The 14,583-nt window shown below is 59.0% G+C and carries 16 protein-coding genes and 1 pseudogene; 11 read left to right on the forward strand and 6 right to left on the reverse strand.

The window, feature by feature from the left end; translation table 11 throughout:
* Positions 1 to 24: 24 nt before the first annotated feature.
* Positions 25 to 291: a sel1 repeat family protein gene (locus tag AC1DPR_RS29260; RefSeq protein WP_018857454.1), complete on the reverse strand. Its 267-nt coding sequence runs from the start codon at positions 289 to 291 to the stop codon at positions 25 to 27.
* A gap of 436 nt (positions 292 to 727) precedes the next feature.
* Here AC1DPR_RS29260 and AC1DPR_RS29265 point away from each other — a divergent pair, with 436 nt between their 5' ends.
* Positions 728 to 1,066 (forward strand): DUF2147 domain-containing protein, encoded by a 339-nt coding sequence (locus AC1DPR_RS29265; RefSeq protein ID WP_113471050.1) that lies wholly within the window; start codon positions 728 to 730, stop codon positions 1,064 to 1,066.
* 72 nt (positions 1,067 to 1,138) lie between these two features.
* Here AC1DPR_RS29265 and AC1DPR_RS29270 read toward each other — a convergent pair.
* Positions 1,139 to 1,833 (reverse strand): annotated as a pseudogene (locus AC1DPR_RS29270) (glutathione S-transferase N-terminal domain-containing protein).
* A 152-nt stretch (positions 1,834 to 1,985) separates the two neighbouring features.
* Here AC1DPR_RS29270 and AC1DPR_RS29275 point away from each other — a divergent pair.
* Together AC1DPR_RS29275 and AC1DPR_RS29280 are read left to right on the forward strand one after the other, a co-directional pair.
* Positions 1,986 to 2,162 (forward strand): hypothetical protein, encoded by a 177-nt coding sequence (locus tag AC1DPR_RS29275; protein WP_192304192.1) that lies wholly within the window; start codon positions 1,986 to 1,988, stop codon positions 2,160 to 2,162.
* A 92-nt stretch (positions 2,163 to 2,254) separates the two neighbouring features.
* On the forward strand, positions 2,255 to 3,751 hold the full coding sequence (locus tag AC1DPR_RS29280) for an AMP nucleosidase (protein ID WP_018857456.1): 1,497 nt from the start codon (positions 2,255 to 2,257) through the stop codon (positions 3,749 to 3,751).
* 10 nt (positions 3,752 to 3,761) lie between these two features.
* Here AC1DPR_RS29280 and AC1DPR_RS29285 read toward each other — a convergent pair whose 3' ends face one another.
* On the reverse strand, positions 3,762 to 3,986 hold the full coding sequence (locus AC1DPR_RS29285; RefSeq protein ID WP_018116253.1) for a hypothetical protein: 225 nt from the start codon (positions 3,984 to 3,986) through the stop codon (positions 3,762 to 3,764).
* Between the two features lie 147 nt (positions 3,987 to 4,133).
* Here AC1DPR_RS29285 and AC1DPR_RS29290 point away from each other — a divergent pair, with 147 nt between their 5' ends.
* From AC1DPR_RS29290 to AC1DPR_RS29305, 4 genes are read left to right on the forward strand one after another with little or no spacing between them, the layout of a single operon-like run.
* A complete protein-coding gene (locus AC1DPR_RS29290) occupies positions 4,134 to 4,493 on the forward strand; it encodes a YciI family protein (protein ID WP_113471049.1) in 360 nt (119 codons plus the stop codon).
* A 10-nt stretch (positions 4,494 to 4,503) separates the two neighbouring features.
* Positions 4,504 to 4,863 carry a YciI family protein gene (locus AC1DPR_RS29295; RefSeq protein ID WP_018857459.1) on the forward strand — a complete coding sequence of 120 codons (360 nt, stop codon included), beginning with the start codon at positions 4,504 to 4,506 and terminating at the stop codon, positions 4,861 to 4,863.
* 4 nt (positions 4,864 to 4,867) lie between these two features.
* Positions 4,868 to 5,227: a YciI family protein gene (locus tag AC1DPR_RS29300; RefSeq protein ID WP_018116256.1), complete on the forward strand. Its 360-nt coding sequence runs from the start codon at positions 4,868 to 4,870 to the stop codon at positions 5,225 to 5,227.
* Positions 5,228 to 5,230: 3 nt separating this feature from the next.
* A complete protein-coding gene (locus AC1DPR_RS29305; RefSeq protein WP_113471048.1) occupies positions 5,231 to 6,475 on the forward strand; it encodes an RNA polymerase sigma factor in 1,245 nt (414 codons plus the stop codon).
* Here AC1DPR_RS29305 and AC1DPR_RS29310 read toward each other — a convergent pair.
* Positions 6,443 to 7,405 carry a lysylphosphatidylglycerol synthase domain-containing protein gene (locus AC1DPR_RS29310; protein ID WP_477817752.1) on the reverse strand — a complete coding sequence of 321 codons (963 nt, stop codon included), beginning with the start codon at positions 7,403 to 7,405 and terminating at the stop codon, positions 6,443 to 6,445. The genes AC1DPR_RS29305 and AC1DPR_RS29310 overlap by 33 nt on opposite strands.
* 69 nt (positions 7,406 to 7,474) lie before the next feature.
* On the opposite strand from AC1DPR_RS29310, the gene AC1DPR_RS29315 reads away from it, so the two are divergent.
* Positions 7,475 to 8,491, forward strand: coding sequence for a glycosyltransferase family 2 protein (locus AC1DPR_RS29315; protein WP_113471046.1), 1,017 nt, complete (start codon positions 7,475 to 7,477; stop codon positions 8,489 to 8,491).
* Complete coding sequence (locus AC1DPR_RS29320; protein ID WP_113471045.1) at positions 8,484 to 9,980, forward strand: glycosyltransferase family 39 protein; 1,497 nt, start codon at positions 8,484 to 8,486, stop codon at positions 9,978 to 9,980. Before AC1DPR_RS29315 ends, AC1DPR_RS29320 begins: the two co-directional genes overlap by 8 nt.
* Positions 9,981 to 10,052: 72 nt before the next feature.
* Here AC1DPR_RS29320 and AC1DPR_RS29325 read toward each other — a convergent pair whose 3' ends face one another.
* Positions 10,053 to 10,997, reverse strand: a complete 945-nt coding sequence (locus tag AC1DPR_RS29325; protein WP_113471044.1) for a diacylglycerol/lipid kinase family protein — start codon at positions 10,995 to 10,997, stop codon at positions 10,053 to 10,055.
* A gap of 316 nt (positions 10,998 to 11,313) precedes the next feature.
* Between AC1DPR_RS29325 and AC1DPR_RS29330 the strand changes: the two genes are divergently transcribed.
* Both AC1DPR_RS29330 and mgtE read left to right on the forward strand, forming a co-directional pair.
* Positions 11,314 to 12,534, forward strand: coding sequence for an MFS transporter (locus AC1DPR_RS29330; protein ID WP_113471043.1), 1,221 nt, complete (start codon positions 11,314 to 11,316; stop codon positions 12,532 to 12,534).
* A 319-nt stretch (positions 12,535 to 12,853) separates the two neighbouring features.
* Entirely contained in the window at positions 12,854 to 14,230 is a 1,377-nt protein-coding gene (mgtE, locus tag AC1DPR_RS29335) for a magnesium transporter (protein ID WP_113471042.1), read from the forward strand.
* A 129-nt stretch (positions 14,231 to 14,359) separates the two neighbouring features.
* On the opposite strand, the gene AC1DPR_RS29340 is transcribed toward mgtE, so the two are convergent.
* Positions 14,360 to 14,583, reverse strand: a 224-nt coding sequence (locus tag AC1DPR_RS29340; RefSeq protein ID WP_477817753.1) for a transposase, incomplete at its 5' end; no start/stop codon positions are given.

The raw sequence follows: 14,583 nt of genomic DNA on the forward strand, positions 1-14,583 counted from the left end.
CGCGCCTTTGCGGGCAAACGGTTCTCAGTGGATCGTCATCCATTCGCGGGCAGCGCGCAGCGCTTCCACGATCTGCATCTTGTCCATGCCTGCGGCAACGTCAGCCCGAAGCTCGGCGGCGCGGTCGTTGCCTTTGATCGCTGCGATGTTCAGCCACTTGTGAGCGGCGACCAGATCGACAGCGCAACCGCGGCCGGTCGCATACATCAGACCCATTTCGCAGAAGATGTCGGCGTTGTTCTCGCCACCCATGGTGGCCATTTCAGCATTGTGCATTTCAAAACGTGCCATCGGTTTATCCCTGTTTTGCCTGTTATCGACTTGCCCTGTTTTACCTCCGGAGACCTGCCGTCTATCGCGGTTCTAAGTACCCTTCGGTTCGGCGGGTTTGCCCCGCTCGTTTGATGGATCCACTATGCCGATGCGCTTTCAAAAAACGCCTAAAATGCATGATTAATTTGAGACAAACAAAGTGCAAACGCTTGGTAAAATTGGATTTTTGTTAAACATCGGATCCCTTGCGGATTAAGGATTTTCGACACAATTTTACGGAATATTCAGATCTGAAAATCAACCTTCCGTTCACCACGAAATCAGCATCAAATGCCCAGAACGGAAGATTTCGCCGCTGTCGGTCTGCAAAAACGCTCGCCTGAAGCAGTGAAAAACACATTTACGTTTACGTTCGCGTCATATATTTTCGCGCCTGGACATTAGGGAGGAACGAATGATCCGAACACTTATTCTCTCTGGCGCATTGATGTTTGCCGCCGGGGCAGCTTCTGCTGACGAACCGATCGTCGGCAACTGGAAGACAGCTGCGGGCGATACGGCCCAGATTGCATCTTGCGGCGGCAGCTACTGCATCGTGCTGAAATCCGGCAGGTATGCCGGCAAGAAGATCGGCATTCTCGCAGGAAGCGGTGTTACCTATACCGGCCAGATCACCGATCCAGCCAACGACAAAACCTATAGCGGATCCGGCAATATTTTCGGAAATTCACTGAAGATGAAAGGCTGCGTCCTCAACGTGCTCTGCAAATCGCAGACCTGGACACGCCTGTAAGAAACGGCTTTCCAAAAGGAAGCGCCCGGAAAGCCGGGCTCCGGAAAGCCGGGCGCTTTTCTGCGTCAATTGTCAGCGGGCGCGCTGCTTGAAAAGGATCTTCTGCGCTTGTCATCGGCAAGATTGCTGCGTTCGCGCTCTTCCTTGCCGATTGCCGTGCCACGGACCACGGCCGGGCGCGCCATCATCGTCTCGAACCAGCGCTTGAGGTTGGGAAACTCGTTGAGGTCCTGTCCCTGCTTCTCGTATGGAACGACCCAGCCGATGCAAGCCATGTCGGCAATCGAGTAGTCCCCGGCGAGATATTCGCGCTCTGCCAACCGCTTGTTCATCACGCCGTATAAGCGGTTCACTTCATTGGTATAGCGGTTGATGCCGTATTCGATCTTCTCCGGTGCATAACCGCGGAAGTGATGCGCCTGTCCAGCCATGGGGCCCAAGCCACCCACCTGCCAAAAGAGCCATTCCTCGATCTGGACGCGTGTGCGCTCGTCCGTCGAATAGAACTTCCCGAACTTGCGACCGAGATATTGGAGGATGGCGCCGGACTCAAACACCGAGATCGGTTCGCCGCCGGGGCCATCCGGATCGACAATTGCCGGCATACGGTTGTTCGGGGCGATCTTCGGGAATTCCGACGTGAACTGCTCCCCCTTGCCGATATTGATATACTTGACCTCGTAGGGAACGCCGAGTTCCTCGAGCATGATGCTGATCTTCCAGCCGTTGGGGGTGGGCCAGTAATAAAGCTCAATCGGTGCCGTCATGAAAATCTCCTTTGCGGGACCAAAGAGATAAGCAGCAGCCGCGCTTCAAGCTGCCCGGCTTCCTGAACGCCTGATGAACCATGATCTCAGCACCGGTTCAGCCACAACGTGGCAAAACTGTCTCAACGCTAAGGCGATACCGGGGCAAAGGCATGGATATGCTCATTTTGGCAAGACGTTTCACCATCATCACGCTGTTTGCAGCAGTCTTCGCCATCAGCTTTTCGGTTGCGGTCAACCGCAATGCCGGTGGCGGTGCGCAGTCACACTTCGGGGCCAACTATACGTGCTTCGACGCCAGCCGCCCGTTCTGCAGAACAAGCAACTGACTGGCTGCGGCGGCACATCGCTGCCCCAAAAATCTCTGCAATCCCTTTAGACGCGTCGTTTGCTTGTTAGGAACAACACCCTATAATGCCGCATGAACAAACGAATCTCTTCCCCTCTCGACATTTCGTCTCCGTCACCTTTCGCGCCGCAAACCTTTGACGATCCTGTCGAGGCAGTCGACGCGCTGACAGAACTCTACGAACGCAACACCCATTTCCTGGTTGAGAGCTTCGCAACGCTAGCCAAGGGCGCGCCAATTACATCGCGCTATCGTGCCTTCTACCCACAAGTTAGCATCGAGACGACGAGTTACGGCCACATCGATACTCGTCTGTCCTACGGGCACGTTACCGCTCCCGGCATTTACACGACGACGATTACTCGGCCGCAGCTGTTTCGGCACTATCTGAAGCAGCAGCTTGGCCTGTTGATGAGAAATCATAACGTGCCGGTCGTCGTTTCAGAATCGACGACGCCTATTCCACTGCACTTTGCGTTCGGTGAGGGTGCCCATGTCGAGGCATCCGCCGCGGCGTTCATGGACATTCCGATGCGTGATCTGTTTGACACGCCGGACCTGAACACAACGGACGACGAGATTGCCAACGGCGAATACATTCCGCCGCCAGGTGAACCTTCGCCGCTTGCCGCCTTTACGGCTCAGCGCATCGACTACTCGCTTGCCCGTCTTGCCCATTACACCGCGACCGGCGCGCAGCATTTTCAGAACTTCGTGCTGTTTACGAACTACCAATTCTACATCGACGAATTCTGCATCTGGGCACGCAAGCTGATGGCGGAAGGCGGAGATGGCTACACGGCCTTTGTCGAGCCGGGCAATATCATCACGCATGCCGGCTCCAATCAGCCCGAGACCGACGTTACGCTTTCGCGCCTCCCGCAGATGCCGGCCTACCATCTGAAAAAGAAAGGGCATGCCGGGATCACCATGATCAATATCGGCGTCGGCCCATCCAATGCCAAGACGATCACCGACCACGTGGCCGTCCTTCGCCCGCACGCCTGGCTGATGCTCGGCCACTGCGCCGGCCTGCGCAACAGCCAGCGCCTGGGTGATTATGTCCTTGCTCACGCGTACATGCGCGAAGACCACGTCCTTGACGACGATCTGCCTGTCTGGGTGCCGATCCCGGCACTGGCGGAAGTGCAGGTCGCCCTGGAGGGCGCCGTGGCAGAGATCACCGGCTACGAAGGCTTCGAGCTGAAGCGCATCATGCGCACCGGCACAGTCGGCACGATCGACAACAGGAACTGGGAGTTGCGCGACCAACGCGGCCCGGTCAAACGTCTGTCCCAGGCTCGTGCCATCGCGCTCGACATGGAATCGGCGACGATCGCCGCAAACGGCTTCCGCTTCCGCGTGCCCTACGGCACCCTGCTCTGCGTATCGGACAAGCCGTTGCATGGCGAATTGAAGCTGCCCGGCATGGCGACCGCCTTTTACAGGACGCAGGTCAACCAGCATCTGCAAATTGGTATCCGTGCGATCCAGAAACTCGCAGCAATGCCGCCGGAAGCACTGCATTCGCGCAAGCTCAGAAGCTTCTTCGAAACGGCCTTCCAATAGGCCGTTTCCCTTATTGGCGAGTGGCTGCGACCGCGCTAGTCGCAAGTTGGCGCTCATAGTGCTCGCCCGCGGCATCCAGCACCACAATCGTAACCGCAAAAAGGGCTGCGACGGCAACGAGGCGTGCGATTGTGGCCCGCATCATTGGCAGTTCCGTATCAGCCTGATAGGGCTGTTTGTTCTGTTGGCGACTTGCGCGGATGGCGTTCGCCAGCACGATCTCGAAAAAACCCATCGTCGTCACTCCATATTGTTGACGACACTTGGTCGAAGCCAGTGTGCTCGTTTCGACCCAAATTTCCGTAAAAAGATTTTTTCGCTTCCTGTCGAAATCACCCTAGGCTGAGCGTCCAATGATCGTGACAGCCAGGGAGAGCGAACGATGAAATATCTCTGCCAGGTCTGGTTCGAGCCGGCGACGCTTGAAGCCATGACCGAGGAGGAAAAAAGGAACCTCGACAGAGCGTCCCTCGCTTACGACGATGATCTGATCGCCAGCGGGCACATGATCGCCGCGCAGGCGCTGCAATCGCCAAGGAATGCCGTGACCGTCCGCGTTCGAAATGATGAAATGTCAGTGACGGACGGCCCTTTTGCAGAAACAAAAGAACAACTCGGCGGCTTCATTCTTATCGACGCAAAAGATCTGAACGATGCCATTCGCGTTGCGGCCGGTATCCCGCTTGCAAGACTAGGGTCAATCGAAGTCCGGCCGATCTACGATATTCCGGTTTATAGTTGAGGGAGACGTCATGAAATATCTCTGCCAGGTCTGGTTCGACACCGAGAAGAGCAAGCTCGTCCCGCAGGAAGAGTGGGATGTGGTCACGCAGGAATGCATCGCAAGCGACGATCACTGGCATGACCGCGGCGTCCTGCAAGTCGCTCTTGCGCTGCACGAGCCCGAATCTGCAGTTACTCTTCGAGTGAGGCAGGGCGTCACGACGGCAACCGACGGTCCCTTCGCCGAAATCAAGGAACATCTTGGTGGTTTCGTATTGATCGACGCCGCCGACATGGAAGAAGCCGAGAGGATCGCCTCGACGTTCCCCATATTGAAATACGCTTCGATCGAGATACGGCCGGCCTATTCCATCAAAGACGGGAGATAATGCGATGCGCTATGTTTGCCTGATCTACAATTCGGCCGATGTCGACGGTCGTCAGGCCCCTGCAGAAACCGAAGCTGTCGTTCGCGCGCATTTCGGCTTCGACGAAGGGTTGCGCGAACGGGGCACGCTGATCCATGCCGATGCGCTCGAAACGCCCGATAAGGCTGTCGTCCTGCGGGTGCGCAACAACGAGCTTAGCATGACTGATGGCCCTTACGTCGAGACGAAGGAGCATCTGGCCGGCCTGTATGTTATCGATGCCTCCGATATGGATGAGGCAAAGGCAATCGCCGCTGGAATTCCATGTGCGCGAATTGGCGCTGTGGAAATCCGCCCGGTGCGGATCCTGACATTGCCGGAGTAGACCTTGGAACGTCTGATCGAGGATATCTACCGATCGCAGTCTCGCCGGGTGCTTGCGACACTCATCCGTCTCCTTGGAGACTTCGACAGGGCCGAAGAAGCCCTGCACGACGCGTTTGCAGCCGCCGCGCGGACGTGGCCCCGCGATGGTGTTCCGGCAAACCCGTTCGGCTGGCTCGTTTCCGCCGGGCGATTTCGCGCGATCGACCACATCAGGCGCCGGTCGCGTTTCGATATGTCGGCGAAGGATATCGAGGAAAGTCTATACGGGTCTTTCGATGAAACGGAGATTGGCGACGTGGACCTGATCCAAGACGACATGCTCCGGTTGATCTTCACCTGCTGTCATCCGATCATACCCGCCGACGCGCAAATGGCGATGGCGCTTAGAGAGATATGCGGACTTACGACTGAAGAGATCGCCCATGCATTTCTAGTCCCCGCCCCAACTGTGGCACAGCGCATCGTACGCGCGAAGAACAAGATCCGCACAGCGAAGATTCCCTACGAGGTCCCTGAGCGCGACGAATTGCCGGAGCGGCTCGACCGGGTGCTGCATGTGATCTATCTGGTCTTCAACGAGGGATACTCCGCTTCGTCCGGCGAGGAGGTCGTCCGAGCGGATCTCACTTCGGAGGCCATCCGCCTGACACGGCTGCTCGCGCGCCTTCTGCCGCACCCCGATGTCTCGGGGCTGCTTGCACTCCTACTCCTTCAGGATTCGCGTCGCGCCGCCAGGCGGAGTTCGCAGGGAGGTCTCATTCTCCTGGCCGATCAGGATCGCGGGCTTTGGGACCGTGAAAAGATTCGCGAAGGTCTCGGGCGCCTCGACGGCGCCCTGCGGAATGGCGAGGTCGGTATCTACACGCTGCAGGCGGCCATCGCTGCGGAGCACGCGCGAGCCGAGACGCCTGAGAGTACGGATTGGCGCCGCATCGTCAGCTTCTATGATCTCCTGCTGTCGGCCCAGTGGTCGCCGATTGCCGAACTCAACAGGGCCGTCGCCGTGGCGATGGTGGAGGGAGCAGAAAGAGGTTTGCAGCTCGTTGACGCCATCCTGCAGGCAGGAGAATTGGAGAGCTATCATCTTGCGCATTCGGCCCGTGCCGATTTTCTGAGGCAATTGGGACAGAAGGCCGAGGCGATTGCAGCCTACGAGACAGCCTTGAGGCTGTGTCAACAGGCGCCAGAGCAGACATTCCTGAGAGAACGGATTTCAGAGCTTACGGCTGCGGCCGAGCGGCAGTGATATCGCAGTGCCCGTCAGTGCCGAGACGATGATCAGCAAATGCGCATTGATGCTTGCTTGCGCCAAGGCAGCAAGGGCCGTCTTCTCGCTGGATGCGCCTAGGGCAACGGCGCCGGCAGTGATCCCGGCCGGATAAGTGCCGACGCCACCCGGCGCGTGCACCGGAAGCACAGAGGAGAGCTCGCCGCCAAGCGCCCCGCCGAAACTTGCGGCCATCGGCAATACGCCCATCAGGTTGAGGGCCCAGGCGAGCACCAGAACCTTGACCAGYCAGTTGATGACGGTCATCGCCCAGGCGCGCGTGAAAGCGGCGGCATCGACAGGAAGTCCCCTCTCAACCTCAACCACCAGCTTCTGCGCTTTTACCGGCAGCATCGTGCCGGCAAGCCGCAACGAGGGTCGCCTTAGAGCAAAAGCGACTACCGGAAGTGACAGGAAGGACACCCAGACGATCCATGCAACGATGTTGTGTGGTGACGCGATCGCGAAGCCTATGCCGGCGGCAGCCAGCAAGGCGTGCAGATCAAGCAGGCGCATGACGAACAGCGCCGACGTGCCGCGCGCCAGCGGAATACCGAACTCGGTGCGCATCAACACCGGAAAGCTTGTCTCCCCCGTTCGAAACGGCAGCATGATATTCAGGAGATTGTGAATCTGCGTGACGCGAAAAAGCACCTTGAAGCGGCCCGCAGTTTCTCTCGGAAAATAATCGTAGATGCGCCAGGTCCTGAGAAAGTAGGTGCTGGTCAGAAGTGCGAGAGCGGCGATAATCGGGATAGCACCGACCTCGGCCCATTGTCCGAGAATGACCGGCCAGCCCCAAAACCACTGGATGAAAAGCGCGTAAGTCGCCACGATCACAATCGTCAGCAGCGTCATCCGATTGCGGATAAACCAGGATTGTCGGCTGGCAACAACCGGAAACTTCATATAGTAGGCTTTCCTGACTATCGCGGCGAATGCCGCTTTTGGCCGTGCGCCTTGTAGGAGAATTCAAACGTGCAGACAACAGTAGACCCACGTCAAGGCCTCGTGGAAGCGATGCGGCCGGTCGAATTGTCGCTCGTTGTGCCTGTCTTCAACGAGGAAGAGAGCGTCGGCCCGCTTGTCGATCGCATCTGCTTGGCCATGGTCGGCTACTCCGATCGCTGGGAGCTTATCCTGATCGACGATGGCAGCACCGATGCCACGCTGGTAAATGCGCGCAAGCACATCGGCCGCGAGGGCCTTACGCTGAGGATCGTCGAACTGCAGCGCAATTTCGGCCAGACGGCCGCGATGCAGGCAGGCATCGACGCCGCGACCGGCCGGTTGATCGCCACAATGGATGGCGATCTGCAGAACGACCCGAAAGACATTCCGTCCATGGTCGCCGAACTGGAGCGGCGTGAGCTCGATCTTTTGGTTGGCTGGCGCAGGAACCGCCAAGACGGTCTCCTGCTACGCAAGATTCCCTCATGGTGTGCCAATTACTTGATCGGACGCATTACCGGCGTGAAGCTGCACGACTATGGCTGCAGCCTGAAGATCTACCGCGCCTCGATCATCAAGCAGGTGAAGCTGATGGGCGAAATGCACCGCTTCATCCCCGCCTGGGTCGCCGGCGTCGTGCCAAGCTCGCGCATCGGCGAAATGGTCGTGACCCACCATGCCCGCCAGCACGGACAGTCCAAGTATGGCATCTCGCGTACTTTTCGCGTGATCCTCGACCTGCTTTCCGTCATGTTCTTCATGCGCTACAAGGCACGACCAGGCCATTTCTTCGGCTCACTGGGCCTCGGACTGGGTGGGATCTCCGCTCTGGTGATGCTCTATCTGTTCGTCGACAAGTTCGTCTTGGGCAATGACATCGGCACCCGCCCGATGCTGATGGTCGGCATCGTTTTCATGCTGTCCTCCGTGCAGTTGATCACGACCGGCATTCTTGCCGAGATGATTGCCCGTACCTATTATCGCGACGACACCTCGCCGAACTACATCGTCCGCCAGGTCTTCGACGGAAGTGAGAATGCGTAATCTGCTGGCTCGCAAGCCGGACGCGGTTGTCCTGCTGCTGGCGGCATATTTTGTCGTCAGCTTTGTCGTTCGCCTCCTCGTGCCAAACGGCCTGCGGGTCGATGAGTCCCAGCAGGCGTTCTTCTCGCAATGGCTTGTGGCCGGCTACGACACCCAGCCGCCGCTCTACAACTGGCTGCAGGCGATGGTGGTGTCCGGCTTCGGATTGTCGATCGCAACGATTGCCGCAACCAAGAACCTGGTGCTTTTTCTTCTTTTCCTGAGCTACTACAAGCTGGCCAAACTGGTGCTCGATGATCGCCTGTTTGCTGCCATCGCGACGCTTTCGCTGTTCACGATTCCACAGGTTTTCTGGCAGGCACAAAGGGACCTGACCCATACAGTCGCCCAGATGCTGATGATAAACCTCTTCATCTACAGCATCATCAAAACGCTGAAGGCCCCATCCCTGTTCTCCTACGCGGCAATCGGCGTCACGCTGGGACTGGGCATGCTGTCGAAGTACAACTTCACTCTCGTCGTGTTTGCAGCGCTCATTGCAGTGTTTCTGCATCCGGAGGGACAGAAGCGCCTGTTCGACCGTCGCTTCTTGCTTTCACTGGCTATCGCGGTCCTCATCTTCGCGCCGCACGGCCTTTGGCTCCTTAACAATATCGGCCTGGCCGCAACCCGCACGCTGAATACCATGGCGCAGGAAGCGCCGACCAGCGTACTCGCGAAACTGATCAAGGGGCCGACCGAGTTCTTCGGTCAGGTGCTCGTGATCATGGCGCCTCTTGTTGCGGTTTATGCAATCGTTTTCGGCAAGAAGTTCCTCCGCAGTCTGCGACCGACGACCATCTGGGCTCACTTTTTCGACACGATATTTCTGGCGATTGGCGTGCAGGTTCTCGTGCTGGTTTTCGCCATCGGCATAACATCCATGCGCGACCGATGGGTGCTGCCCCTCCTGTTCCTGATGCCGATTGCGTTTTGCCTGAAGATACAGGCCCGAGGCATTCAACCGCAGGATTTTGCGCGGCGCTTCTTTATCGCACCTCTCGCGGTCATGATCATCGTCCCGTCGCTGAGTCTGGTTCTCGCGCACGCGCCGTCACTCTTCGGCCGGCCTGAGGCCTACAACGCGCCTTACGAGGAGTTTGCCGGCAAGATGATTGCTGAGGAAGGCAAGCGTCCCGGGCTGGTGCTCACCGACAGCTGGCCGGCGTCGGGAAATATGCATATGCAGTTGCCTGATGTTCCAACGATGTCCACGTTTTTCGGCAATCTGGCTATCGATTACGATTGGACCGCGGAGAAGCCGATCCTGGTGGTTTGGCTCCCCTCCAAGGACCGAACGGCGCTACCGCCGGTGCTGGTTAACTGGATTGAACAGAACCTCGGCCCGCAATACTCCGCAGTGGCGACCAAGTACACAAGCATCGGTTACATCAGCGGGCGACCGGAGGATCAACGGCTCTTCGGCTACGCCTGGATATATCCGCGCTAGCTCCGGCGTCCCCCTCAGCTCGTCCGACCGATCCAGAGCGATTTCTGGGATGCGCGCCACCAGCAGGAGCTGCTAGGGAGCGACTTCGCGCCGCTCCGCTTCGTCAACTTGCGCTGCAAGTCCTTGCTGGACCAATACCTTGAGTTCGCCTGGATGCAATTTCAATGCAACGTCTCGCTCCAGGGGACGCAGCTCGCCATCCATCACGCAATTCGCCTTTGACGGCAGCTTTGGAAAGTGCAGATGCACTTCTGCCGGATGCATGATCATCACGTCCGCATTCTCCCTCACCTTGCCTCGCAAGAGATCGATCGCCAGACGCGCGACGCCGAGCGGCTTTAGTGGATTGGCGGTATAGAAGCCTAGTTCGCCACCTGTGAGGCTGTCTGCATAAAGCAAGGCATTCTGGCCGAAAGGGTTGTTTGAAACCGAGACCGCGGAGACCCGGCGCCTCTCATAAACTCCCCCCGCTTCGAACTCGACCTCGAATTCGGGTGGGTTCAACACGACACCAAATGCGGCCCGCGCGCTTGCCCCCATCTTTCCAAGTCGGGAGCGGTACGAGTAGGAATTTCGATAGCGCACCATGCGCGCATGCAGCCCGGCCGAGAATTGGTGAATGAACGGCCTGCCGTTGGCGCTGGCAATATCGACACGATCGACTTCGCCAAAGGCCAGCGTTTCAAGCGCTTGCCAGATATCGAGTGGAACGCGCAAGGAACGGGCGAAAAGGTTCATTGTACCGGCCGGCACAACGCCAAGTGCGACGCCGTTTCTCCAGGCTATGGACGCTGCCGCCGATATCGTCCCGTCGCCACCGCCGGCGACGATGCCATCGATGTTTCCCCAGCGGGCCGCCCGCTCCATCGCGGGTACAATCTCCTTGCCGGAAAAGACGATTGCATCGAAATCGTGACCCGCTTCCCTGAAGATCGCCTCGGCCCGCCTTTCATAGGCTTCCATGTCGGTGGTCCTGAACGTTCCACCATCTCGATTGAAAAAGCCAACTAGTTTCATCAGGCTCCCGTTGATCCATCCCGACAGGCAAAGTCTGTTGGCGCTGCAAAGCAGATGGTTCCCGCAGCGGCAATTTCAAGCTGAAACGCGTCTCACGGCCGCCGCGAGCGGCGACAGAGCCCCCAAATTTGCAAGGGACGTATGCAAATCGGGGGACGCTGCACTGCAGAAAACGCACTCGACCTGCAGCAATCTATCGTTGATAGATGGGATATTGGAACATCGTCTTCATCTCCCTTCATCTCCGGCCTACCGGTCACCGGCGCATCTTGCGTCCCGTCCCGTATGTCACCTATCGAATGCCAAGGAGTGCCTCTTGAGCCAGGTCGCCGTAAACGATTCCATAGATACGATGGCGGCAGAAGAGGCCACGTCTCCGGCGGCAATTGCGCTCGTACAACTGGCGCTTGCCTGCGGCGGCTTCGGGATAGGCACCGGCGAATTCGCTATCATGGGTCTTTTGCCTAAGGTCGCCGACACCTTCTCGGTGACGACGCCGCAGGCCGGCTACGTGATCAGCGCCTATGCGCTCGGCGTCGTTATCGGTGCTCCAATCATCGCGGTTCTCGCCGCAAAGATGGCGCGCCGCTCGCTGCTTCTCCTCGTCATGGGCATCTTTGCCGTCGGCAACCTGTTGAGCGCGATGGCACCGACCTTCGAGAGCTTCACGTTGATGCGCTTCATCACGGGGTTGCCGCATGGCGCCTACTTCGGCGTTGCCGCGATCGTCGCGGCATCCATGGTGCCGATGCACAAGCGCGCTCGCGCCGTCGGCCGCGTGATGCTCGGGTTGACGGTTGCGACCCTCCTGGGAACCCCGCTCGCCACCGTTTTCGGGCAGTCTCTCAACTGGCGGCTTGCCTTTACGATCGTTGGAATTATCGGCCTGCTGACGGTCGCCCTGATCTGGTACTACGTGCCACGCGACCGAGTTGCCGAGGGCGCAAGCTTCAAGCGCGAACTCGGCGCCTTCAAGCGTCCGCAGGTCCTGTTGACGCTCGCCACGGCATCCGTCGGCTTCGGTGGAATGTTCGCCATGTTCAGCTACATCGCGCCAACCACGACCGAGGTTGCAATGCTGCCGGAAAGTATGGTGGCCGTGATGCTAATCATCTTCGGCATCGGCATGAACGTCGGCAATGTCGTCGGCTCCTGGTTTGCCGACAAATCGCTGATGGGAACGATCGGCGGTTGCCTTGTGTTCAACATCGTCGTGCTGACACTGTTCTCCCTCACGGCTGCCAATCCGTTCATGCTGGCGCTTTGCGTATTCTGCATCGGTTGCGGCTTTGCTGCCGGTCCCGCTGTCCAGACCCGATTGATGGATGTCGGGGCGGACGCGCAGACGCTTGCTGCGGCATCTCACCACTCGGCATTCAATATTGCGAATGCGCTGGGCGCCTGGCTCGGCGGCCTGGTTATCGCACAGGGCTATGGCTTCGCCGCCACCGGCTATGTCGGCGCCATCCTGTCGTTTATCGGCATCTTTGTGTTCGTGGCATCTCTAAGCCTCGATCGCCGTGGCCGGAGCGCCTGACGCGGCCGCCCCCGGCGTCAACGCATAGTCGACAGCGGCCGCAAATTCGAAAGAACGCTGCTCGAACGATATGCCGCGCCGGAAGGTGCGGCATTCTGGCATCAAGCACCTCAAGCGCTTGACTTTTTTGACAATTGAGACCACCTAGAGCCTTACGCGGATCACCTCCATTTTCCGCGGATATCAACGGAGCCATCATCACGATGCCAAGCGACAGTAGCAGTCGATTGCCTTTGCCGTACGCGGCCCTCGTGCGCTGACCTGACTCCGTCGGGCTCGCCCGTCGGACGCTACGGCGGATCGACGGAAAGGCGAGCCTATGAACATCAATCGCTTCCCACTGCGGGCGGGCCATGCCGCTCGTTTCTTCAGCAGCGACCACCTCGGCCCGATCACCACGGCCGAGCGCGTCGAACAGCTGAACACACTTGAAATATCCGAAGCCGCAGCAATCCTGGTTACGCTGCCGCAGCAAAAGGCCGTGCGCATTCTCGGACGTCCCGAATTGCATCACGCTGCCGCGATCCTTGCAGACATGCCGGTCGAGCATGCCGCACGGCTGTTGAACGCCGTGGCAAACGACCGTGTCGCCGACCTCTTTCAGGAAATGAACGAGGAGGTTCGTGCACACCTCTTCTCGCGGCTGGACCGCACGACCTGTCTCGCCGTCCAGCACCTGATGGGGTATCCGCCCCGCACGGCCGGCAGCATCATGACGACCGAATTCGTCAGCGTGCCCGACACCTGGACTGTCGAACAGACGCTGGAGCACGTGCGCAAAGTCGAGCGTTCGCGCGAGACGGTCTATGCGATCTACGTCCTCGATGCGGTCAGCCGCGCGCTGACGAGCGTCGTCACACTCCGCCGCCTCATCACCGGCGAGCCCGGCGAATCGGTCCTGACCGTTGCGCAGAAGGAAGGGGTTGTGCGTGCCGATCCGCTGATGACGCAGGAAGATGTCGCCCGGCTGATCCGCAAGCATAATCTGCTCGCCCTGCCCGTCGTCAGCGAGGACGGCCACATGCTCGGCATCGTCACGGTCGACGACGTCATCGACACGATGATCGCCGACCAGACCGAAGACGCCCAGAAATTCGGTGGTATGGAAGCCCTCGGCAAGCCCTACACCAAGATCAGCTTTGCCGGCATGATCCACAAGCGTGCTGGTTGGCTGTGCGCCCTCTTCCTCGGCGAAATGCTGACGGCAAGCGCCATGCAGCATTTCGAAGGCGAGCTTGAGAAGGCGATCGTGCTGACGCTGTTCGTGCCGCTGATCATGAGCTCTGGCGGCAACAGCGGGTCGCAGGCGACATCGCTGATCATCCGGGCGCTGGCGCTCGGCGAGCTCAAGCTCTCCGACTGGTGGCGCGTGCTGATGCGCGAGCTGCCGACGGGTATCGTGCTCGGCACGATCCTGGGATTGGTCGGTTTCGCCCGCATCGTGCTCTGGCAAAAAATCGGGCTCTATGACTACGGCGAGCACTGGGTCCTGGTCGGCGTCACGATCTTTACCGCACTGATCGGCATTGTCACGTTTGGTTCGCTGGCGGGCTCCATGCTGCCGTTCATCCTGCAGAGGCTGCGGCTTGATCCGGCAAGCGCCTCCGCCCCGTTGGTCGCCACGCTCGTCGATGTGAGCGGGCTGGTGATCTACTTCTCGGTCGCGCTGCTGATCCTCAGTGGCACGCTGCTCTAAGCAAGAAAACGGGGCCGATTGGCCCCCTCAGACCGCTGACAAACCCGTCGATATTTTCGGCGGGTTTTGTTTTTGGCGATTTGATTTTTGCGACCGGTGTTTTGGTGGAGGCGAGGCAGGGGCGTTGGCTCACGCGGTGGCCGGTTTTGGCGCTCTTGTCAGCGCCATTGCGATCTTCTTGATGTTTTGGGCGGCCGCAGCCAACAGGCACTGGCATGCGACGCGGGTGAGACTTCGAAAGCGGGCATAGCGATGCCCGTGAAGCTGCTTGGCATCGGCAAACGAGCGCTCGACCGTCTCCTTGCGGCGCTTATAGATTGCCTTGCCCCAAGGGGTCAGGCGATGGGCGTCGG

The organism is Rhizobium sp. 01T417 (assembly GCF_056398905.1).